General features: G+C 62.5%; 16 protein-coding genes. 8 read left to right on the top strand and 8 right to left on the bottom strand.

Annotated features, from left to right (window positions below; translation table 11 throughout):
- Nucleotides 1-30: 30 nt before the first annotated feature.
- Nucleotides 31-1,101 carry a quercetin 2,3-dioxygenase gene (locus NXY83_RS18080; protein ID WP_258803595.1) on the bottom strand — a complete coding sequence of 357 codons (1,071 nt, stop codon included), beginning with the start codon at nt 1,099-1,101 and terminating at the stop codon, nt 31-33.
- 170 nt (nt 1,102-1,271) lie between these two features.
- Here NXY83_RS18080 and NXY83_RS18075 point away from each other — a divergent pair, with 170 nt between their 5' ends.
- On the top strand, nt 1,272-2,621 hold the full coding sequence (locus NXY83_RS18075; protein WP_258803594.1) for a carboxylesterase/lipase family protein: 1,350 nt from the start codon (nt 1,272-1,274) through the stop codon (nt 2,619-2,621).
- A gap of 193 nt (nt 2,622-2,814) precedes the next feature.
- Here the strand turns inward: NXY83_RS18075 and NXY83_RS18065 are convergent, their stop codons facing one another.
- On the bottom strand, nt 2,815-3,003 hold the full coding sequence (locus NXY83_RS18065) for a hypothetical protein (protein ID WP_258803592.1): 189 nt from the start codon (nt 3,001-3,003) through the stop codon (nt 2,815-2,817).
- 189 nt (nt 3,004-3,192) lie between these two features.
- On the opposite strand from NXY83_RS18065, the gene NXY83_RS18060 reads away from it, so the two are divergent.
- The 5 genes from NXY83_RS18060 to NXY83_RS18040 all read left to right on the top strand — a co-directional run bounded on the left by NXY83_RS18060 (nt 3,193) and on the right by NXY83_RS18040 (nt 8,790).
- Entirely contained in the window at nt 3,193-5,640 is a 2,448-nt protein-coding gene (locus NXY83_RS18060; protein ID WP_258803591.1) for a beta-glucosidase family protein, read from the top strand.
- Nucleotides 5,641-5,688: 48 nt separating this feature from the next.
- Nucleotides 5,689-5,787, top strand: coding sequence for a DUF5605 domain-containing protein (locus NXY83_RS18055; RefSeq protein ID WP_258803590.1), 99 nt, complete (start codon nt 5,689-5,691; stop codon nt 5,785-5,787).
- Between the two features lie 77 nt (nt 5,788-5,864).
- On the top strand, nt 5,865-7,607 hold the full coding sequence (locus NXY83_RS18050; RefSeq protein WP_258803589.1) for a hypothetical protein: 1,743 nt from the start codon (nt 5,865-5,867) through the stop codon (nt 7,605-7,607).
- A 23-nt stretch (nt 7,608-7,630) separates the two neighbouring features.
- The gene (locus tag NXY83_RS18045) at nt 7,631-8,386 is read left to right on the top strand and encodes an SDR family NAD(P)-dependent oxidoreductase (protein WP_258803588.1); all 756 of its coding nucleotides are present in this window, start codon (nt 7,631-7,633) and stop codon (nt 8,384-8,386) included.
- On the top strand, nt 8,383-8,790 hold the full coding sequence (locus tag NXY83_RS18040; RefSeq protein ID WP_258803587.1) for a Dabb family protein: 408 nt from the start codon (nt 8,383-8,385) through the stop codon (nt 8,788-8,790). The genes NXY83_RS18045 and NXY83_RS18040 overlap by 4 nt, the downstream gene beginning before the upstream one ends.
- 308 nt (nt 8,791-9,098) lie before the next feature.
- Here the strand turns inward: NXY83_RS18040 and NXY83_RS18035 are convergent, their stop codons facing one another.
- The 6 genes from NXY83_RS18035 to NXY83_RS18010 form a co-directional block, all read right to left on the bottom strand.
- Nucleotides 9,099-9,959 carry a phosphogluconate dehydrogenase C-terminal domain-containing protein gene (locus NXY83_RS18035; protein ID WP_258803586.1) on the bottom strand — a complete coding sequence of 287 codons (861 nt, stop codon included), beginning with the start codon at nt 9,957-9,959 and terminating at the stop codon, nt 9,099-9,101.
- A 1-nt stretch (nt 9,960) separates the two neighbouring features.
- Nucleotides 9,961-10,761, bottom strand: a complete 801-nt coding sequence (locus NXY83_RS18030) for a sugar phosphate isomerase/epimerase family protein (RefSeq protein ID WP_258803585.1) — start codon at nt 10,759-10,761, stop codon at nt 9,961-9,963.
- Entirely contained in the window at nt 10,758-11,591 is an 834-nt protein-coding gene (locus NXY83_RS18025) for a triose-phosphate isomerase family protein (RefSeq protein ID WP_258803584.1), read from the bottom strand. Before NXY83_RS18025 ends, NXY83_RS18030 begins: the two co-directional genes overlap by 4 nt.
- Nucleotides 11,575-12,045: a ribose-5-phosphate isomerase gene (locus NXY83_RS18020; protein WP_258803583.1), complete on the bottom strand. Its 471-nt coding sequence runs from the start codon at nt 12,043-12,045 to the stop codon at nt 11,575-11,577. The genes NXY83_RS18025 and NXY83_RS18020 overlap by 17 nt, the downstream gene beginning before the upstream one ends.
- Nucleotides 12,042-13,787 carry a dihydroxyacetone kinase family protein gene (locus NXY83_RS18015; RefSeq protein WP_258803582.1) on the bottom strand — a complete coding sequence of 582 codons (1,746 nt, stop codon included), beginning with the start codon at nt 13,785-13,787 and terminating at the stop codon, nt 12,042-12,044. Before NXY83_RS18015 ends, NXY83_RS18020 begins: the two co-directional genes overlap by 4 nt.
- A 111-nt stretch (nt 13,788-13,898) precedes the next feature.
- On the bottom strand, nt 13,899-15,263 hold the full coding sequence (locus NXY83_RS18010) for an MFS transporter (RefSeq protein ID WP_258803581.1): 1,365 nt from the start codon (nt 15,261-15,263) through the stop codon (nt 13,899-13,901).
- A 203-nt stretch (nt 15,264-15,466) separates the two neighbouring features.
- On the opposite strand from NXY83_RS18010, the gene NXY83_RS18005 reads away from it, so the two are divergent.
- A complete protein-coding gene (locus NXY83_RS18005) occupies nt 15,467-16,213 on the top strand; it encodes a FadR/GntR family transcriptional regulator (protein WP_258803580.1) in 747 nt (248 codons plus the stop codon).
- Nucleotides 16,214-17,174: 961 nt separating this feature from the next.
- A complete protein-coding gene (locus NXY83_RS18000; protein WP_258803579.1) occupies nt 17,175-19,910 on the top strand; it encodes a phytase in 2,736 nt (911 codons plus the stop codon).
- Nucleotides 19,911-20,405: the final 495 nt, after the last annotated feature.

Raw genomic sequence — 20,405 nt, 5'->3', positions numbered from 1 at the left:
GTCCGGGCTTTCCTGTTGCCGTGGAAAAAGCTAGGAGATCTCGAGTGCCGCCCGGCGCTGCGGCGGGGGGCCCACCACTGTCAGGTCCATCTCGGCCTGGGCCCGGCCGAAGCCTTCCATGTCCATGTAGGGCTCGCCGCCCTCGGTGTACATGTAGTCCTCGGTGGGCTTGTTGAAATACTCGAAGAATCCGTTGAAGACCGACGGGGTCAGGAAGCCCACCATCTGGGTGTTGTGCGAATCCAGGGCGAAGGAGTGGATGGTGCCGGCAGGGGCGTGCACGAAGTCGCCCTTGGTCAGCAGCATTTCCCGTCCGTTGGCGTACATCCACATCCGGCCTTCGGTGACGAGGAAGTTCTCAGTGTGCTCCGAGTGGAAGTGCAGCGGGATATAGGGCGTCTTGGCCCCCTTGGTGTGCACTGCAAAGTAGTTTGAGCCGGTGTTGGCCGGCCGTGACAAGTAGGTGAACATGGTCTGGTAGCTGACCAGGCGCTCACCTTCGTGGGCGCTGAGGAAGTAGGGGCTCTGCGTGGGCGGCAGGCCGGCGTCACGCTTGAAAATTGGTGTGACCCGCTCCACGTCGGGGAAGGAGATGCCGAACTCGGCCCCCACCTCAGCCTGTTCCTGCAAACTTGCCGTGCGGCCGGCACGGACAGGCGGGACGTGGGAATCAATGGGCGTACCCACCCGCTCGTAGTACGCCTCGGCGCCACCAGGCGTCATCCAGTTCAGGAAGCGCGTGTAGGGGCTGGCCATGCGGTAGGCGTGGGGCGTGTTGGGCGGAATGACCACGGAGTCGCCGGGGGTGAGGATGCGGCTTTCGCCGGGGAGCCAGACGTGCAGGATGCCATCGAAGACGTAAAGGGTTTTGTGTTCCACCTTGTGGCTGACGAACGGCGATTCCGCACCCATGCCGCCGGAGATGTACGCGGCACTGAAAATTCCGCCGGTATCAGCCGCGCGGGCGATGACGGTGACCAGCTGGCCGTTGATCTCGTAGCGGGCGCCTTCACCTGACGCCATGTAGTAGGGGACAGCTTCGCCGGGCAGGGTATTGGCCACGGGCAGCTGCTGGTTCATTTCCTCCACGCTGAGGGACATGGTTTCTTCCTTCCAGTTGTCCGGCTGGGCCGGAATGTGACTTTCATCATTCCGTGCGGTGGACTTCGGTGCGAACCGGTTTTCCAATAGTTGGAAGACCGATGCCGGCTGATGCCGAATGGTGGGAGGCTGGCGACCGACCTTTTCGTTATCCAAGGAGCATTGACTTCATGACGATCGCCAGGACCTCCGCGGGGACAGTCCGTGGAACAGCCATCCATGTTGACGGTGTGGGCGTCCGCCGGTTCCTCGGCATTCCCTACGCCGGTTCGCCTGCAGGGTCGCGCCGGTTCCTCCCGCCCGTTCACGCGGAGAGTTGGGCGGGAGTCCGTGACTGCACAGCGCCCGGACCGACCGCGCCGCAGAACCCCGAACCGCAGGCACATCCGGGCAGCAGGCTTCGGAGCTGGAGCGAAAGTGCTTGCCTCAACCTCAATATCTGGACGCCCCACACTGGCGACGCGAGAGCCCCGGTGATGGTGTGGATCCATGGTGGTGCTTATGTCTCCGGTTCCGGCAGTGACGGGATGTACGACGGCGGATACCTCGCGGCAGCGACCGGTACCGTGGTGGTGACGGTCAACTATCGGCTGGGCGCTCTGGGCTTCCTGCACTTGGCGGAGTTGTTGGGCCCGGAGTACGCCGATTCCTCGAACGCGGCGCTGCTGGATCAGCTTGAAGCGCTGCGATGGGTCAGAACGAATATATGGGCCTTCGGCGGTGACCCGCATAACGTGACGCTCTTCGGTGAATCAGCAGGGGCTGCCGCCATAGGCACGCTGTTGGGAATGCCGTCATCCCAGGGGCTGTTCCGGAGGGCGATCATGCAGAGCGGTACCGCCGAAAGGTACCGCAGCGCAGGGGACGCGGTACGCAGCACGGAGGAATTCCTTTCGCTGTGCGGGCTGGACCATGCTCTCGCGCCGGAACTGCTTGCGGTTCCTGTGGAACGGCTGCTTGCAGCGCAGGAGGAGATGGTCCGGCGTGCCGGTTCCAAAACCTTCGCGGTGCCATTGCCTTTTAAGCCCACCGTAGGAACGCCATCGCTTCCGGCCCCTCCGCTTGACGCTGTGCGGAACGGCCTCAACACTGACGTTGACCTGCTGATCGGGACGAACCTGAACGAGGGGTCTTTCGCCGTCGAGATGCGCCCCGCAACACCGGCAGAGCCGTCCCATGTCCAGCGCGCAGCAGCGGTCCTTGCAGGCGCAGGGGCTGCCGGGAGGGTCAGGGAGTATGACGAAGCCGTTACCCGATCAGTGGGGGTCGCACCCGGCGGCAGGCAGCTGCTGGAGGCGGCAATTTCGGATTCCGTCTACCGGCAACCCAGTAACCGGCTTCTGGACGCCCGCCGGGGAACAGGCGGTAAAACATTTTGCTACCTCTTCACCTGGCGCAGCCCCTGCTATGGGCGGCAGGCTGGGCTCCTGTCATGCCCTGGATGTTCCCTTTGTGTTCCGGCAGCTGGGCTCGTCCCAGGCCGCCTTCCTCACACGAGGGGAAGCGCCGCAAAGCCTTAGCGATATGATGAGCAACGCTTGGGGTGCGTTTGCGCGCACGGGCGAGCCTGCGGCTCTTGGTCTGCCGGATTGGCCGGTTTACGGCGGGCGCCGGAGGACCATGATTTTGGACGTGCTCCCTCGCTTGGTGGACGACCCGCGGCGGGAACTGCGGAAGTTCTGGGCAGGGGACGCCGCCCTTTAAACAGCGCGGCTACAAGCCCATCTCCTCAAGTATCTGCAAGCCGCGCTTCGCCCAGGCGATCTCCTGCTCGGCGCGGGCAAGTTGGCCTTCGTAGGCGTAAATTTTGAAGCGGACGATCTGGTCCCGTTCCTCTTCGGCGTATCGGGTGAGGCGCCTTGCAAGCGTGGGATGGGCGCGGTGTTCGAGGGCGTCGATCATGTCAAGAGTTTGGAGCCGCTGTTCTTCGTAATTTGCAATATGGGCCTGCAAATCCTTGCCCGCCGCGTGATCGTGGCCCCAACACTTTTCCAATGAATGACATCCTGATGTTAGCGGCCGGCGCGCTTCGTCGATGGTTGAGGAGCGGTCAATACTCCTCTTGAACTGCTCGGAAGGTTAGGAAACGATATGCCACGCCCAGCTCAGCACAGCGCCGCCACCACCGTGGAGCTAAGTCATGACCAGAAGGTAGCCATCGCGCTTCATGACCTTTCGGCCGCCGGCTTACCTGATCTGGTGTATGCGGACGGACCTAATGGCGTGCGGGGCTCCAAAGGAGCAACTGCGTTTCCATCCGGATTGGCCGTCGCATCTTCCTTTGACCGGCCGCTGGCCTTACGCTACGGCGATGCCCTCGCCCGTGAATGCCTTGCTGCGGGACGAAATGCGCTGCTCGCCCCCGGTCTTGATATCGCCCGCGTCCCGTGGGCCGGCCGAACGGGGGAAGCCTTGGGCGAAGACCCTTTTTTGGTGGGTGAAATAGGAGGCCCGATAGTCGAAGGACTCCAGCGCTCCGGTGTGATGGCCGTGCCCAAGCACTTTGTCGCCAACAACTTTGAGTTCCTCCGTACGGGCAAGGGGAGCCTGCCGCGCCGTTCTGATGCCGTCGACGTCCACATTTCGCAGCGTGCGCTTCGGGAAATCTATGCCGAGCCATTCCGGAGGGTGCTCACCAAGTATGGTGCGGGAGCTGTACTCAGCTCCTACAACCGGCTTAATGGCGAGTACGTTTCGGAAAGCCGGGAAGTATTGGGGATCCTGCGTGATGAATGGGCGTGGGAAGGTGTCATCGTTCCTGACTTCCTTTTCGCCGTCAGGGACGACATGAAGGCGATGCAGGCTGGCCTGGACTTGCCTGGCTTGGGAGGTGCAGCCGGCAGAACCAAGGATATGGTCCAGGCGTTGGTGGGAGAGGAGCTTGACCTCATCAGCGGGCATCTTCTCTGGTCTCTTGCAAAGGCAAATCCGGCGGTTGTGCAGGATTCCATTGAGCCGTTGAATGATGAACTGTCGCAGGACCTCGCACAGGAAATCCTGGAGTCGGGGTCTGTCCTGCTCAAAAACGTCGGCAACCTCCTGCCGTTGACGCCGGAGACGACATCATCCCTGGCGCTGCCGGGAATCGCTGACCCTGCACACCTGTTGGTAATGGGCGGCTCCGCTGCCGTTACGCTGAGTCCGGCCCGGGTTACTCCGTTGGCGGAGGCCTTGCGCGTCCACTTCGGCGACATGCCGGTCAGGGTCGTTGGGGGGACGCTTGGCGACGTGCCCCTGCCGACTGCTGAGGGCCGTGTCCACGCAACGGTCCGGGACGACGTTACCGGACAGGAGCTGGAGCTCAGCCTGGATGAGTTTGCGCTCCTCGACCCGCCGGAGGGGATCGGACCGGATTGGTCCGCTACCCTGCTGTGGCGGTTTACGCCGCCACAGACAGGCAGCTATCGCCTTGCCCTCACATTTGCAGGAGAAGGGGAGCTCTTCATTAATGAGGAGAAAGTGGCTGCAGGGTTCAGGGAAGCTTCCCCCATGTTTCATGGCCCCGAGTATCCTCTCCAGGCTGTTGTCACATGGAAGGGCGGGGAAGAAGTAGTCATCAGGGCTGAATACCAAACGGGCCCGGCGATAACCATGCCTCCGGTTGTCCTACCAGGAATCAGGCTCGGGATCACCGGTCCGGATCAGGCGCTCGATGATGCTGTAGATGCTGCACGCGCTGCCGATGTCGCAGTTGTCGTGGTAGGCAGGGTGACCGGTGAAGCGATGGACGCGGATTCGTTGCACCTCCCGGGAGATCAGGAGGCGCTCGTAAGAGCGGTCGCAGCCGCGAACCCAAGGACAGTGGTGGTGACCTGTGGCAGCGGACCCGTGGTCATGCCCTGGCTGGACGATGTTGCCGCTGTCCTGCACATGTGGAATCCGGGGGAGCGGTTCGCGCAGGCCCTGGCCCGTCTCCTCGCTGGGAAGGCAGAACCAGGAGGCCGGTTGCCCCTGACCTTCCCCGGAAGTGAAGACTTGACCCCGGTGAGCTCGCCGGAACGGTATCCCGGTGTCGATGGGACTGTACATTACGACGATGAACTCCTGGTGGGCTACCGCTGGTATGACGCTACCGGCACCGCGCCTGCCTTCGCTTTTGGTCACGGCCTTGGTTATACAGAATTCACCTCAGGCCCGCTGGCTCTCGAACTCATCTCCGGCGATCTTCATGGGAGCGTCGACGTCCGCAATATTGGACACCGAGAAGGCAAAGTAGTACCTCAGGTCTATGTCGGCTGTCCCGTTTCAGCAGGCCATCCACCGCAGATGCTTAAAGCCTTCAGCGCGGCAATGGTCAAAGCGGGCGCAAACTACCGCTTCAGTTTTGCTATCCCCGCAGATGAACTGGCTGCCTATGACGCTGGTAGCGGGCAGTCGATCCTGCACCCCGGCACGTACAAGGTATCCGTGGGGCTTTCCTCCCGGGATATACACGCCACAGCTGAGATTTTCATCAAGGACAGTCTCACAGCGGCTCTGCAAACGAGCACGAGCTCATCTACTTCGGCTTCTTCCAGCCCACGTACCGACGGTTCGTGAAGCCTCAGGACGTCAGCTTCGAGATTCGACGTCATCGACACCTGGAACATGACCGTGGAGACACTTCCAGGCACCTTTCAAGGCCGGTTCCGCATCGACCTGCCCGGCCGGCAGTACATCGCCGTCCGGCTCCGCGCCGTAGCGTGACGTTTTTCTAATAGCCGGGGGCGTCAATAGCCCCCGGCGATTGACGCCCCCGCCCACCCCAACCTGAAAGCCCAACGATGCTTGCGGAAAACGAGTCCCGGCTCCTTACGCCTGCCCAGGAACTTGCACACGGACCCTGGCTGCTGCAATTGCGCGGTGACGAAATCGCCGACATTAGATATCGGGGAAAACCAGTCGTCAGGGCCATCCGGCCCGTGGTGCGGGATCACGACTGGAGAACCCTTTCGCCCGTTATCGAGTCTGTCACTCACAGCCAAGACGCAGAAACACTCGCCAAGACCCTCGTTATTCGGTTCACCGGGCTCGACTGCGAATACCGGGCCGAACTCACCCTCCATGCCTCTGCCGATGACCTCCAGGTGACCTTCGACGGCATCGCGACCCAGGATTTCCGGAGCAACCGCATCGGCCTGGTAGTCCTGCACCGGCCCGATGACGCCGGGCGCGATGTGGGCATCACGTCGCCGGACCACACCGAGATCCATAGCGCCTTCCCCACGGACATCAGCCCGCACCAGCCCTTCGTGGATGTTGCCGCCATGAACTGGGAACGAGACGGCACGGCCTTTCGGCTGGACTTCAGCGGCGACGTCTTCGAAACCGAAGACCAGCGAAACTGGACCGACGCCTCCTTCAAGACCTACAGCACCCCACTGTCCTGGCCCTTCCCCGTCAGTATTGACACCGGTCAGCAGATCCACCAGAGTGTCCGGCTCAGCGCCATACCATCGACACCGGTTACGACAATTTCTGTCCGGGCATCTGCGCCAAATGTGCTGACCGTGAGGAAGGAAGCCCGTGGTAGCGTCCCGGCCCTGAGCACGTCGGCATCCACATCCGTAATAAAACTGCCGTCCTTGCCCGGCCTCGAGGCCTTGATCGTGGAGGTTCCCGGCCGTGATCCTGCCGCCGCCGCAGGGCTGCTGGCACACGCCTCCCGGCAGGCCGACGAACTCGGCAGCCCGCTGGATGTGCGGATTATCGCCACCACCCCCGCGGACATCCCGCCGGTGATGGAGCTGTTGCCTCTGGCACATGTAATCAGAATCGGAACGTTCAGCTCCAACGGGCACGTCACCGAGCCGGAATTGTGGGAGCAACTGCTCACCGAGGCGAAACGCCGCAAATTCGACGGTGCATTGCTTTCCGGCGCCCGTTCCCACTTCACAGAGCTAAACCGCCAACGGGACTCCATCCGGCCCGACGCAGACGCGATTACCTACAGCATCACACCCCAGATGCACGCCACCGAAGTGCCGCACATCGTCGAAAGCCTGCCCATCCAACGGCAGACAGCTCTGAATGCCCTGCATCTCGGATCCGGCAAACCTCTGCACATCGGTCCCGTGACCCTCAAGGCCCGCTTCAACGCCGTCTCCGCCCACGGCGCCTACGACCCCGCCACCTTGGAGGCCATGACAACCGACCCGCTCCAGGCGGAGGAGTTCACCGCCGCCTGGCTGCTGGGCAGCATCAATGCCCTGACGGTTCCTGGCGTGGAATCCGTCAGCTACTTCGAGGCCAGCGGCCCCAGAGGCCTCGTCACGGCAGAAGGATTCCTTACGCCGGCGTTCGAGATCCTGTCAAAACTGGCCGACCTGCGGGGCGCTGATGTGCTGCATGTCGAAGGTGCCGTCCCCGGCCTGGTGCTGTACCCGGTAGCATCCGGAACCGGAATGCTGCTCTTCGCCGCTAATCTCACAGCACAGCCGCTGAAGACAGCCGTAAAACTCGAAGACGGGTACACGCGGACTCTCGAAATCCCGGCCTGGTCCGCCCTGACCCGGCCCCTCAGCTGACCCAACATGAAAAGAGGAACATGATGTCCAACAGGCTAGAAGGCAAGACCGCCCTCGTTACCGGTGCCGGTTCCGGCATCGGGCTTGCAGTAGCGCAGCGCTTCACTACTGAAGGTGCCCGCGTTTACTTCGCCGACATCAATGTCGAAGCCGCCGAAAAAGCAGCTGCAGTCACCGGCACCGGCCGGGCCAGTGCACTGGCAGTTGATATCTCTGACGAGCAGAGCGTCGAAGCCGCCTACGCCGCCATCGCCGCCGACGGCGACCTGGACATTGTGGTGGCCAACGCCGGCGTCCAGCTCTTCGGCCAGGACGCCAAAGTAGGCGACCTGTCGCTGGATGTCTGGGAAAAGACCGTGGCGGTCAACCACCGAGGAGCCTTCCTGACCCTGAAGCACGCCGTGCGGGCGCTGAACGGCAGGGGAGGATCCATCATCTGCACGGGCAGTCCCACCGCTGTCGTCGCCTGCGGTCAAACCTTCACCGCCTACTCCAGCTCCAAAGCCGGCGTTCACGGACTGGCCCGGGTCGTCGCGGCAGACTACGCGAAAGAAGGTATCCGGGTAAACACCGTAGTACCCGGATACACCGAGACCCCGCTCGTGCAAACCATCGCCGATGACCCTGCCAGCCGTGCCGGCCTGGTCGATTCGACTATGCTCGGGCGGGCAGGTACCGCTGCCGATGTTGAAGGCATCATGGTCTATCTCGCCAGCGACGAATCAGCCTACGCCACAGGCGGGCTCTTCACCGTCGACGGCGGGCTCACAGCACTATGACCCCGGCGGAGGCACTCAACGAGTCGGTCATTACGGCACCGGACTATCGCCCGGGGCTACTAAGGCACATCGTCCTCTTCCAGTATTTGGAAGCGACAACACCCGAACAGCGTCAAGAGATCAAGGAGCGGTTCCATGCCTTGGCCGAATCAGAAAGGCAGGGCAGACGCTACGTTGCCAGTATCGAATCGGGCGTCCAGCACAGCCCGGAGGGCAAGCACAGGGATCTGGAGCACGGATTCATAGCTTCCTTCGAATCTGAGGGAGACCGGAACTACTATGTGGGGGAGCCGCTCATCACCAATCCGGCCAATTATGATCCGGCGCATCATGAATTTAAGAGGTTTGTGGGCCAATACCTAAGTCCGACAGGTGTTCTTGTCTTTGACTTCAGCGTCCGATAGGCGTGCGCGATGCGTGAAGCTGTTGGATGCAGGCGGGGAAGTAGGAGCCGTTGGGGTAGCTCCTTGGTAGCAGTAGGGGCTTGATTGATAGCCTATACAAATTGTCCCCGGCTGTGGGCGGGCGAGCGGACTTCTCGTTTGCTTTGGGTGTGCCCTACGTGGACAAGCAAGCTCCCCGCCCACCGCTTTAGGGAAGAATCCCCTTACTCGGTAGCGACTAAACGGCTACTTCCGGTTGTATCAGGACGCCAATGAGCAAAAAGTAGCCCAGCGCCGCGATCATCGGCACTGGGCTACTCATCATGGGTCTAGCGCTTGACTGCTTCGAGCTTGAGCATTTTAGCGATGACGCTGTCGAGTTCGGAGTCGTTGAAGATTTTCTTCCAGTCGTCCTTGATGATGGTGTCCTTGCCGTACTGGATGGCGATTTCGCAGGCCTCGGAGAAGGGGTTGGAGCCGCGCAGGGCGTTGGTGAGGGCGATCTGGACGTGGCCGAAGAGCATGGCCTTTGCTGCTTCCTCCGGTACGCCGGCGGTGTGGACGGTTTCGTGCAGGGCCTCGTTGAGGAGGGTGCCGATCATGCAGGCCACGGTTTCCACCAGTGTGGGCTCGAGGATGGCGAGCTGCTTTACGGTAACCCAGTGGACGTCAATGACGGGGGCGTAGATAACCCGGATGATCGCCTCGGCTGCGGCTTTGGTCTCATCGGAGGCGTCGTCGTCGATGGCGGCGACCACGTTCTGGGGGGCGCCTTCGCCGCCGAAGGTGTCGGCCCATTCTTCTTTGGTGGTGCGCTCGAGGAACACGGACGGGTGGCACGGGTGCGCCACGGCCTGGATGACGTCGTCGCGCTTGGCCAGCAGGCCGGCGTAGGCGGCGGCGGGGTCCAGGGTGAGCAGGATGGCGCCGGCTTTCATCTGGGGGACGACGCCCTCGGATACGACGCCCAGGACGGTGTCCGGGACGGCGAGGATGACCACGTCGGCGTCCTTGACGGCGTCGTCAGTGGGGGTGATGTCGCGGCCTTCTGCCTTGATGCGGTCCTGGCCGGCGGGGGAGTTTTCGCTGTAGAAGACGGTGTGGGCGCTCTTCTGGAGGTTCCGGGAAACGCGCATTCCCATTTTGCCTCCGGCTCCGATGACGGCGACGGTCAATTTTTCTGCTGACATTTCATTTGCTCCTTAGGAATTTGATGCTGTGCTGGGTCCACTGGTTTTCCAGGTGGATGGTGTCGGCCTCGGTGTCCTGCCAGGGCAGCCAGTGTTCGACGATCTGGTTGATGTTTCTTTGGTGGGGCTGGAATTTGCTGACCATGTACTCGTAGTCGAGCAGGCCCTCGCCAAGTTGTGCGCCGGAGTAGGTGAATCCAACCCATCCGTCCTTGCGGCTGAACGCGAAGTCTTTGATGTGCATGTTCAGGACGTAGGGAGCGACGGCGTCGATCACCTCGCGAGGCATTTCCAGTGCTGCAACGGTGTTGGCTGGGTCGCTGCAGATGCCCAGGTGCGGGCTGTTCACGCCCCGGATCACGTCCAGGATCCGGGAGGTGGGCACCTGTTCGTAGGTTTCCACCGCGATCTTTACTCCCGCGGCTTCGAACTCGGGCAGGACTTCCTTAAAGATCCTTACCGCTTCCTCATTCGTGGGGGTGTGGCCGGGGGTGTTGAACATGGTCCGCAGCAGGGGTGAGCCCAGGATCCCGGCGATGTGGAGAAACTTCCGCAGGTGCCCGGGGCGGATGCCCTTGGTGCCGAGCTCCAGGGAGATTCCCAGCCCGTCAGCGGTGGCCCGGACGGCTTCCAGTTCGGAATCCGTCATGGCTTCCAGCGGGGCGTAGTCGCAAATCTGGAAGAGGTCGACGCCGAGTTCCGCGGTCCGCTCCAGCGCATCGTGGATGCTGAGCGGCGCGGAGACCTTGTCCGAGAGCTGCCAGAAGAATGCGTAGCTGCTCAATCCAATCCGCGAAGTCATACCGTCACCTCCGCTGCGGCGAGCCTTGTGGCGGTCTCGTCCAGGATGGTCTTCAGCGCCTGGGGGTCGTGGGCGAAGCGGCCCAGGAACAGGCCGGCGACGGCGGTGTCCAGCTTAGTGATCAGGCCGGGTCCGGCGCTGCCGCCGTAAATGACGCGGCTGTTCTCCTGACCGGGTAGGGCGCGCAAGTGCGCGTCCAATCCGGTGATGACGGCGCTGATGTACTCCGGCGTCGCAGGTTCCGGGGCGCCGATGGCCCACTGCGGCTCATAGGCCACGATGGTCCGGCGGGTCGGGCCCAGAGACCGCGCCCGGTTGAGGGCGGCGTCGATTTCCGCGGCGCAACGGGTCACTGCCTCCTCCGCCGAGCCCTGCTGCAGCTCCCCGACGCACAGCACCGGAGTGAGACCGTTGCGGTAGGCTGCGGCGGTCTTGAGGCCGATGACCGCGTCGTCCTCACCGAAGATCCGGCGGCGTTCGGCGTGGCCCACTTCGGCATAGCGGCCGCCGAGTTCAGCTACGTTCTTGCCGCCGACTTCACCGGTGTACGCGCCCTCGTCTTCCCAGAAGATGTCCTGGGCTCCCGCAGCCGTTCCCGATGGGCCCAGAATTCGGGCGGCTTCGGGAAGGACAGGGAGGGTAGGCAGGACGAAGAGCTCGATCTCACCGCTCTGGACCGCCGGGTGCGTCAGGGCGATGGCGGCGACGTCGCGGCAGTAATCCACAGAGCGCTGGTAGCCGAAGTACATCTTCAGGCTGACGCCGATGATGGCCTTCGCAGGCGTGGATCCTTCGGCGCTGGCGGAAGGGTTCTTAGCAGGAAGTGACACCTTCGTAGTCCTTAATCAGGGTGACTTTCTCGGCGGAAGCCGAAGTTTCGTCGAAAGTGTAGGTGAGCCATTCCCGGGCAAGCCTGCGGGCAAGCTCCAGGCCGACGACCCGCTGGCCGAAGGTGAGGACCTGGGCGTTGTTGCTCAGGACGGACCGTTCCACGGAGAAGCTGTCGTGGGCGGTGACGGCACGGACGCCGGGGACCTTGTTCGCGGCGATGGCGACTCCGAGGCCGGTTCCGCAGACCAGCAGTGCGCGGTCGGCCTTGCCGGCGGCGACGAGTTCGGCGGCGGCGATGGCGACGGACGGGTAGGGGGTGTGGCTGGTAGCGTCCACCCCGACGTCGGTGACTGATTCCACCAGGTCTGAGGCAACCAGGTCAGCCTTCAGGGCTTCCTTGTATTCGAAACCGGCGTCGTCGGCTCCGATGACCAGGCGCAGTTTGGTGCTCATGCTTTCTCCTTCATAGTGGTGTTCTCGACGAGGGTGGTGTGGATGGCTCGGATGATCAGTGCCATGGAAACGGCTCCCGCGTCAGGGGTGCCGAGGCTCTTTTCGGCGTGGGGGCGGGCCCTGCCCATCAGGGGGAGCAGGTTTGCGGTAGCATCGGCTGCTTCCTGGGCGGCGGTGGCTGCGGTTCCCCACGCTTCGGTGAGGGGCTTCCCGGTAACGACCTCGGAGGTGAGGGCGTCGCGGAACGGGACCAGGACGTCCACCAGGGTTTTGTCCCCGGGCTTGGCTTTGCCGAACTCCATGATCGCGGCGGCCGCCTGGGCCACGCCGGTGGCAACAGCATTAGCGTCGGGCTTGTAGGTGTTGCCCAGGGCATCGCCGATTGCGCGTAGGGCCATGCCCCAGAGGGCGCCGGAAGTGCCGCCTGCCTTATCAGCCCAAGCGTCACCTGCGATGTAGAGGGCGGTGGCGGCCCCTGCCCCGCGTGCGACGGCGTCCGATGCGGCTTCGACGGCGGCGCGGACGCCGCGTTCCATACCGATCCCATGGTCACCGTCGCCGGCGATAGCGTCGATCCGGCCCAGCTCTTCGGCGTTGGCGTCCACCACTGCCTTCGCCGCACGCAGTGCGTGCAGGACCTGGATGGCGCCGGCGCGGGAGTCGGCTGTTGCTTCCGGGATGGAGACTTCAACGTCGGCCAGGGCGGCAGCTTCGCTTGTCTCCAGGGCGGCGGCTGTGACGGCACCGCGCCGGAAAGCGGGGGTGTCTGCGGGGGCGTTCCAGAGGGTCTCGAGTTCGTCGTCGAGCCAGAACAGAGTGAGGGAGGTGCCAGCCATGTCGAAGCTGGTGACCAGCTCGCCCACCTGGGGGTCTACCGCTTCCAGGCCAACTTCAGCGAGGAGTTGTGCAACCCTGCGGTAAACCACGAAAAGCTCTTCGTACTTGACGCTGCCCAGGCCATTGAGAATGGGGACCACGCGTGCACCGGTAGCGGTCATGCCGTCCGGGACCTCGGCGAGGAGCTTGGACACGAGCAGCTCGGCGAGTTCATCAGCCGTCGGGATGTCTGTCTCATCAATGCCGGGCTCGCCGTGGATGCCCATACCTACGGCCATTCTGCCCTCGGGGACGGTGAACAGCGGGTGCTCCGCGCCGGGCAAGGTGCAGCCTGTGAATGCCACGCCGAAGGAACGGGTACGGTCGTTGGCGCGTTCGGCGATGTCTACCACCGCGTCCATGGAGTAGCCGGCTTCAGCTGCCGCGGCCGCCACCTTGAAGACGGTCAGGTCCCCGGCGATGCCGCGCCGCTTGGTACGCTCGGCCAGCGGGGCAGAGGAAACGTCGTCGGTGACGGCGATGCTGCGGCAGTCGATGCCTTCCCGGCGGAGCCGTTCCTGCGCCTGATTGAAATGCAGGACGTCACCGGCGTAGTTGCCATAGCCCAGCAGGACCCCCCCACCGTTGTCCGCTGCCTTGGCCACGTTGTAGACCTGCTGGGCCGAGGGGGAGGCGAACAGGTTGCCCATAGCGGCGCCATGGGCCAGGCCCTGGCCCACCAAACCGGCGAAGGCCGGGTAGTGGCCGGAGCCTCCGCCGATGACCAGCGCCACAGTGCCAGGCGTGCTTTCGGTGTTGCGGACAACGCCGCCGGAGACGCGCTTGACCCAGCGTCCGTGGGAGGCGACAAAGCCTTCGATCATTTCGTCAGCGAAGGCTGCGGGTTCGTTGAACAGGCGGGTCATGGAAAGCTCCTGGGCCTAGCTAAAGGGAAGTCGTGTTTCGGTGGGGCATTGTGGTGCGGTGGCATCCCCGGGTAAGGGGGACGCCACCGGGTCTTGTCAGGGCTCGGGTCTCTAGGGTTCGGCGTGGTGTCCGGCTCCGGCCGGGTCCAGCGCCTCGGCCGGTACGCCTTCACTGACCTTGCCGGAGCGGCTCAGCAATACCATCAGGACGGCGGAGAGGAACATGAAGCCGCCGACAACGAACATGGGAACGGTGTATGCCCCGGTCAGGTCCTTGAGCCAGCCGGTGATGTAGCCGGCGCTGAAGCCCGCCAGGTTGCCCACCGTGTTGATCAGGGCAATGCCTGCCGCCGCTGCGGCGCCGGTGAGGAACTGGGTGGGGACTGTCCAGAAGTTGGGCAGGGCCGCGAAGATGGACATGGCCGTGATGGTGATGACGGCGATGGTGGCTGCCGGGGATCCGGCGAAAAGTGCCAGCGGGATACTGAGTGCGCCGGTCAGGGCTGGAAGGGCGATGTGCCAGGTTTTGACGCCGCGCTTGGTGGCGTCCTTGGACCAGAAGTACAGGGCGAAAGCTGCCGGCAGGTACGGGATTGCCGTGATCAGGCCCTTCTGCATGACGTCAAACTTGGTGCCGTAGATGCCTTCGAAGCCGGCGATGATGGTCGGAAGGAAAAAGCCGAGGGCGTACAGGCCATAGATGAACCCGAAGTAGATGGCCGAAAGCATCCAGACCCGGCCATTGCCGAAGACCGTGCGGACACTGACGTGCTTGTTGCCGGCAACGGTTTCCTTTTTCTCCGTCTCCAGAGCACCGGTCAGCCAGGTCTTTTCCTCAGGGGTCAGCCACTTGGCCGTGGCGGGGGAGTCAGCCAGGTAGAACCAGGCGATGATGCCGACGATGATGGCGGGGACTGCAACGCCGAAGAACATGACGCGCCAGCCCTCTAGTCCGAAGAGTCCGTCCTGCTGGATGAGCAGGCCCGCCAGCGGGGCGCCGATCACGGTTGTCAGCGGCTGGGCCAGGTAGAACAGGGCCAGGATCTTGCTGCGGTGGCGGGACGGAACCCACAGGCTGAGGAAGAGGATGGCGCCCGGGAAGAACCCGGCCTCGGCCACACCCAGAATGAAGCGCAGGACATAGAGCTGCTCCACGTTCCCCACCCAGGTGAACAGCAGGGACACGATACCCCAGCTGACCATGATGCGGGCAAGCCACCGGCGGGCACCGAACTTATGCAGCGCCAGGTTGCTGGGTACTTCCAACAGGATGTACCCGATGAAGAACACGCCGGACGCGAAGCCGAACTGGGCTGCCGAGAGAGCGAGATCCTCGTTCATGCCATTCGGGCCCGCAAAGGAGATGGCCGTGCGGTCCAGGTAATTGATGAAGAACATCAGGGCAACGAACGGCACCAGCCGGATCGCCACTTTCCTGATTGCAGATTTTTCGACCACCGATTGTGTGGTGTCCACGTTGACTCCTAGATAGTGAAATTCCCAGGGCCCTCCGTCACTGGGGGCTGAGGTCTGTCTCTAGGCCGGGAAGGGTCTGCGGACCGAACCGGCGGCTAAAGCATGTGAGTTCCACCATAAGCGCCAAAAATAAATTGGTCAACCGGTTGATCGATTCGTTCTGTTGCAAGTACTCCAGCGGTCCTCATTGCTAGGCTTGGGTTGTGTCCATAAACCCCTCGTCCCTGTCCACGGCCAAGATCAGCGAAGCCCTCGGCTCGGTGGGCCAGGGATCAGTGGTGTCGGAAGTGGCTGAACGCCTCCTTGCCTATTTCACCAGCGGAGATATCGCTCCGGGAACAAGGTTGCCGGCAGAGCGCCAGCTCGCGGCCTCCCTCGGAGTTGGGCGCTCTGCGGTGCGGGAGGCTCTGGCCGCTCTGGAAATCCTGGGCATCGTTGTGGTTCGTCCGGGCTCCGGGACTTATCTGCGTGACGGGATCTCGGAGCTTCTGCCCCGAACACTGAGCTGGGGCATGATGCTGGGAGCGCCCCGAACCCGCGAGCTGGTTGAATTACGCAGCGGCTTGGAGGTTCAGGCCGCGCAACTTGCGGCGGAACGCATCACCAGCGAAGCCTTGGAAAGGATGAAGGGCAACCTGGCCACTATGGCGGCCAATCTCGACGACCTCGCCGCCTTCGTGGAGGCCGACGCTGCTTTCCACCGCGAAATCGCCGAAGGCTCGGGGAACCAGGTGCTTCAGGAACTGCTTCAGAGCATCCGTTCGCTTTTGCGCATCTGGGTGGACCGGGCACTGACGGACGAAGGGCACGCCGCCGCTGCCCTAAAGGAACACACGGAAATCCACGCAGCGCTGGAAGCCAGAGATCCTGCCGCAGTCACAGCCTCAATGCGCTCCCATATGCAGACGGCATCACGGCGACTGCTCCTGAGCTTCGACGCCTCCCAGTAGCAGCGAGGGTACTCCTTCAGGCCCTCCCCCGCCCATATGCAAACGCCGATAATGGAGATTCCGTCAACCTGCCTCGGGCTGATTAGGCCGTGCTTGCTGATAACGCGGCCGGGACTGGGGGCCGACTCTGAGCCGTCCATGGCTGGGGTCAATCCGGGTTATCCACGGCTGGGATTGGGAGCCGTTGGGGTAGCTCCCTGACAGCAGTAGCGGTGGATAACCTATGAGAATTGTCCCCGGCTGTGGGCGGCGGCCATAGATCATTTCCCATTGCTTCTGTAGTCCAGCAAGGAGCCCTTTGTCAGGTTGGGGTGTTCCCTAGCTGGACGAGCCTCCGTCCGTACCCGATTTCCCGTATTTTTCCGAGTCCGAGCCCCGGGTACAGTCGATACCAAGCCGGCGTAGACAGGCTGAGCCAGCGACTTTCTGCGGGTCTGTCAAGTAGGACGAATTGATTAAGCTGAGGAATGCTTTGCGGGGGTGGCGCAGTTCCCCCGGCGACAATAAAGGTCGGACCAAGCGTTTTGAGCAGCTGCTAGAGCCCTCCGGACACATGGCCGACTGCCCTCATGGGATGATCCAGCTCAACCCCACGAATATGCCCTGGCCAAACGGGTCTCGGGTTGAACCGCCTGCCCTGAAAAAGACCAGCTGTACCCGGATCATTTTGGACGAACTCTTTCCCGGCTGGCGCCACACCTTGCCGGGTGACTAACGAGGGGAAGCCATTCGCGAGGATATCCCTTCGCAAGTAATACCCAATCATAAATTCGAGTAGTTACTTCCCTTTCTTGCCTAGGCCTTTTGGAGGAGGGTGATAGTCCGCTGGGGGGCGAAACAGGTGTGCACGCATCTGCTCGTCAGCCTCCTACGGTGCCTTCGTGCAGCGCACCGGCCAACGGATAGGAAATCCATGGCTCACACTGTTAGTGTTCCACGCAGGCACGCAGCTGGCGGATCCTTGCGCCACGCTCCCACGCTGCTCCGGCTCCTGATTGTCGCGGTATTAGCTGCGGCCCTCGCAAGCCTCACCGTACTCACCGCCCCGCAAGCGCATGCGGCGGACGTCCTTGTGGCTCCGTCGGCGGAGACGACACCCGTTCCGAGCTCCAGTGACGCGGCAGACGACACCGCGATCTGGATACACCCCACCGATCCGTCGCAGAGCGTGGTGATCGGTACGGACAAGTTAAGTACCGGAGGCGTGGGGGTCTACGACCTGTCGGGGCGCCAGTTACATTTTTACCTGCACGGCAGTATGAATAACGTCGATCTCCGGTACAACTTTCCGTTGGGCAGTGAGCGCATCGCCCTCGTCGGCGTGACGGAGAGGAATGTGGGGTCGACCGGCGTTCGCTTCTACAAGGTAAACGTGGCGGATCGGTCGCTGACAGAGGTGGGCCGCATCACCACCCCGGGCAGGCCTCGCGGCTTCGGGATGTATCACTCCCCAGTCTCTGGGAAGTATTACGCCTTTGTGCATGACTTCAACACGAACGTGATAAGCCAGTTCGAGCTGGACGGCTCCAACGGATCGGTTCGAGGGACTGCCGTGCGTTCCTTCGACAACGGCGACAGCTCCGAAGGCATTTCGGCAGATGACGAGCTTCAACGTCTCTATGTATCCGAGGAGGAAGTCGGCGTGTGGCGGTACGGAGCTGAGCCGGGGGACGGTTCAACCCGGACACTCGTGGACCGCACCGTGGCAACCGGCGGACGAATAGTGGACAACATCAAGAACACCGCCATCTATTATGGCCGGCAGGGGACCGGTTATTTGATTGTGTCGAGCCAGGGCGGATCCAACTTCGTCATCTACAACCGCGGTGACAACGCCTTCGTCGGTTCCTTCAAGATCATCGATGGCGGTGGCGTCGACGGTGTGAACGGTCAAGACGGGATTGATGTCACCAATTTTCCACTTGGCCCTTCCTATCCCGCTGGACTTTTCACCAGCCAGGATCACAACAACACCAATGCGGGCAACGGCAACAGTGGTAACCAAAACCACAAGCTTGTCTCCTGGCAGCGAATTGCCGATTCTTTCAGCCCTCGGCTGCTTGTGGACACCACTTTTGACCCGCGTCAAATAGGAGCAGCGGCCGGAGGAGGAGGCCCCGGACCGGACACCACACCGCCCGATACCTCGATTACAGGTGGTCCATCAGGGACCAGTAGCAGCACTTCGGCTGAGTTCACCTTCACTGCGACGGAGCCTGGGACTTTCGAGTGTGCCTTGGATGGGGGTGCCTTCGAGGGATGTACGTCGCCGAAGAAATACGCTGATCTCGCAGGTGGCTCGCACGTCTTCGCAGTGCGGGCGACCGACGCGGCTGGCAACTCCGACGCGACTCCTGCGGAACGAACTTGGGTAATCGACACCTCGGCGCCGCAAACGGCGACGTTGGCGCCGACAGCGGACGCGTATGTTTCCAGCGGGGCGACGACGACGAACTATGGGACGGCGCCGAAGCTCGCAGTGGACAACAGCCCGGTGGAGAATGCCTACCTGAAGTTTGATTTGTCGGCACTCGCAGGTAAAACAATCGTAAGCGCGAAGCTCCAACTACGGGCGACGACCAGCGGCTCAGTGGGTACGCAGAACGTCAGGTTGGTTACGGACGACACGTGGACTGAGAGCGGCCTCACGTACAGCACAAGGCCGGCCTTGGGCAGCAGCGTGCTGGGCAGCCTCGGACCCGTCTCGTCGAACACCAATTATGAAGTGACGCTGAGTGCGTCAGCTCTGCAGGGCGAGCTCGGCGGCATCCTCTCGCTTGGCATCAACGGCACCAGCAGCGACGGGGCCGACTTCGGCTCAAGAGAGACTACGACCCCACCAAAGCTGGTGCTCCAACTGGGATCGGGCACGGGGACGCCACCCGAGGACAGCACCGCACCCACGGTTACCTCAGTGACTCCGGCAGAGAATGCACCAAACGCACCGGTCACCGGAAATGTCACGGCTACATTTTCGGAGGCCATGGACCCGACGACGGTCAACAGGACGACGTTCACGCTGGCCGAGGGAACGTCAACCACTCCTGTGGATGCGGTGGTCACCCTCAGCAACAACACCGCCACATTGGATCCCACAGCCAATCTGAAACCTGGTACGCAGTACACCGCGAGGGTCAGCGGAGCGAAAGATTCCGCCGGCAACACAGTCGTGGCTAAGACGTGGACTTTCACTACAGCCGCAGCTACGACGCCCTCGGAGACGGTGACTTTGACGGCCACAGCGGACGCGTATGTTTCCAGCGGGGCGACGACGACGAACTACGGGACGGCGCCGAAGCTCGCAGTGGACAACAGCCCGGTGGAGAATGCCTACCTGAAGTTCGATTTGTCGGCACTCGCAGGTAAAACAATCGTAAGCGCGAAGCTCCAACTACGGGCGACGACCAGCGGCTCAGTGGGTACGCAGAACGTCAGGTTGGTTACGGACGACACGTGGACTGAGAGCGGCCTCACGTACAGCACAAGGCCAGCGTTGGGCAGCAGCGTGCTGGGCAGCCTGGGACCGGTCACGTCGAACACCAATTATGAAGTGACGCTGAATGCGTCAGCTCTGCAGGGCGAGCTCGGCGGCATCCTCTCGCTTGGCATCAACGCCACCAGCAGCGACGGGGCCGACTTCGGCTCAAGAGAGACTACGACCCCACCCAAGCTGGTGCTCCAACTGCAACAATCGTAGGTAGTCGCAGCTTGACCAGCTTCAGGCCTTGTCTGCGTATCAAGAGGGGTCGTCTCCATTGACGCTTTTTAGAAGAACAAAAGGCGGGGTCCAGTGGACCCCGCCTTTTGCTTGCTTGTCAGACGACCCCGGTTATGTCCTCATCCTTGGGAGGGGTTTCGGGGTTGACCTTGGCCTGTTCTTGATGAAGAACAGAACCAGGCCGACGGCCAGGAATGCTATCTACCGTAACGTTGCCCCTTCGCCTCGGCGTTCGCAGGGTATCGGAGCGGGGTGTTCCCTTCCCCGAAGGTGTCAGCGCAGGTAATCCACCAATTCCTTCTGCGCTTCCTGCACCAGACGTTGGTGGGCACGGACCAAGAGTTATATACCTTGACCGGTCCTGGTCCCACGTCTAGTTTTACGATACGGACCACCCTATATTTTGGAACGAGTCGAAGGACTCTCTCATGGCACTCGTCACTCTTCTCCGCCACTTCGCCGACTACGACAACT

The organism is Pseudarthrobacter sp. NS4 (assembly GCF_024758005.1).
In the GTDB taxonomy this organism is placed as follows: domain Bacteria; phylum Actinomycetota; class Actinomycetes; order Actinomycetales; family Micrococcaceae; genus Arthrobacter.
Note: the sequence above shows the minus strand (reverse complement) of the source record. Positions and strands in the feature narration are given on the sequence as shown.

Excerpts from the sequence above, each read along its gene's own strand:
- NXY83_RS18080 (WP_258803595.1), bottom strand. The coding sequence starts at position 1,101 with ATGTCCCTCAGCGTGGAGGAAATGAACCAGCAGCTGCCCGTGGCCAAT.
- NXY83_RS18075 (WP_258803594.1), top strand. The coding sequence starts at position 1,272 with ATGACGATCGCCAGGACCTCCGCGGGGACAGTCCGTGGAACAGCCATC.
- NXY83_RS18065 (WP_258803592.1), bottom strand. The coding sequence starts at position 3,003 with ATGATCGACGCCCTCGAACACCGCGCCCATCCCACGCTTGCAAGGCGC.
- NXY83_RS18060 (WP_258803591.1), top strand. The coding sequence starts at position 3,193 with ATGCCACGCCCAGCTCAGCACAGCGCCGCCACCACCGTGGAGCTAAGT.
- NXY83_RS18055 (WP_258803590.1), top strand. The coding sequence starts at position 5,689 with ATGACCGTGGAGACACTTCCAGGCACCTTTCAAGGCCGGTTCCGCATC.
- NXY83_RS18050 (WP_258803589.1), top strand. The coding sequence starts at position 5,865 with ATGCTTGCGGAAAACGAGTCCCGGCTCCTTACGCCTGCCCAGGAACTT.
- NXY83_RS18045 (WP_258803588.1), top strand. The coding sequence starts at position 7,631 with ATGTCCAACAGGCTAGAAGGCAAGACCGCCCTCGTTACCGGTGCCGGT.
- NXY83_RS18040 (WP_258803587.1), top strand. The coding sequence starts at position 8,383 with ATGACCCCGGCGGAGGCACTCAACGAGTCGGTCATTACGGCACCGGAC.
- NXY83_RS18035 (WP_258803586.1), bottom strand. The coding sequence starts at position 9,959 with ATGTCAGCAGAAAAATTGACCGTCGCCGTCATCGGAGCCGGAGGCAAA.
- NXY83_RS18030 (WP_258803585.1), bottom strand. The coding sequence starts at position 10,761 with ATGACTTCGCGGATTGGATTGAGCAGCTACGCATTCTTCTGGCAGCTC.
- NXY83_RS18020 (WP_258803583.1), bottom strand. The coding sequence starts at position 12,045 with ATGAGCACCAAACTGCGCCTGGTCATCGGAGCCGACGACGCCGGTTTC.
- NXY83_RS18015 (WP_258803582.1), bottom strand. The coding sequence starts at position 13,787 with ATGACCCGCCTGTTCAACGAACCCGCAGCCTTCGCTGACGAAATGATC.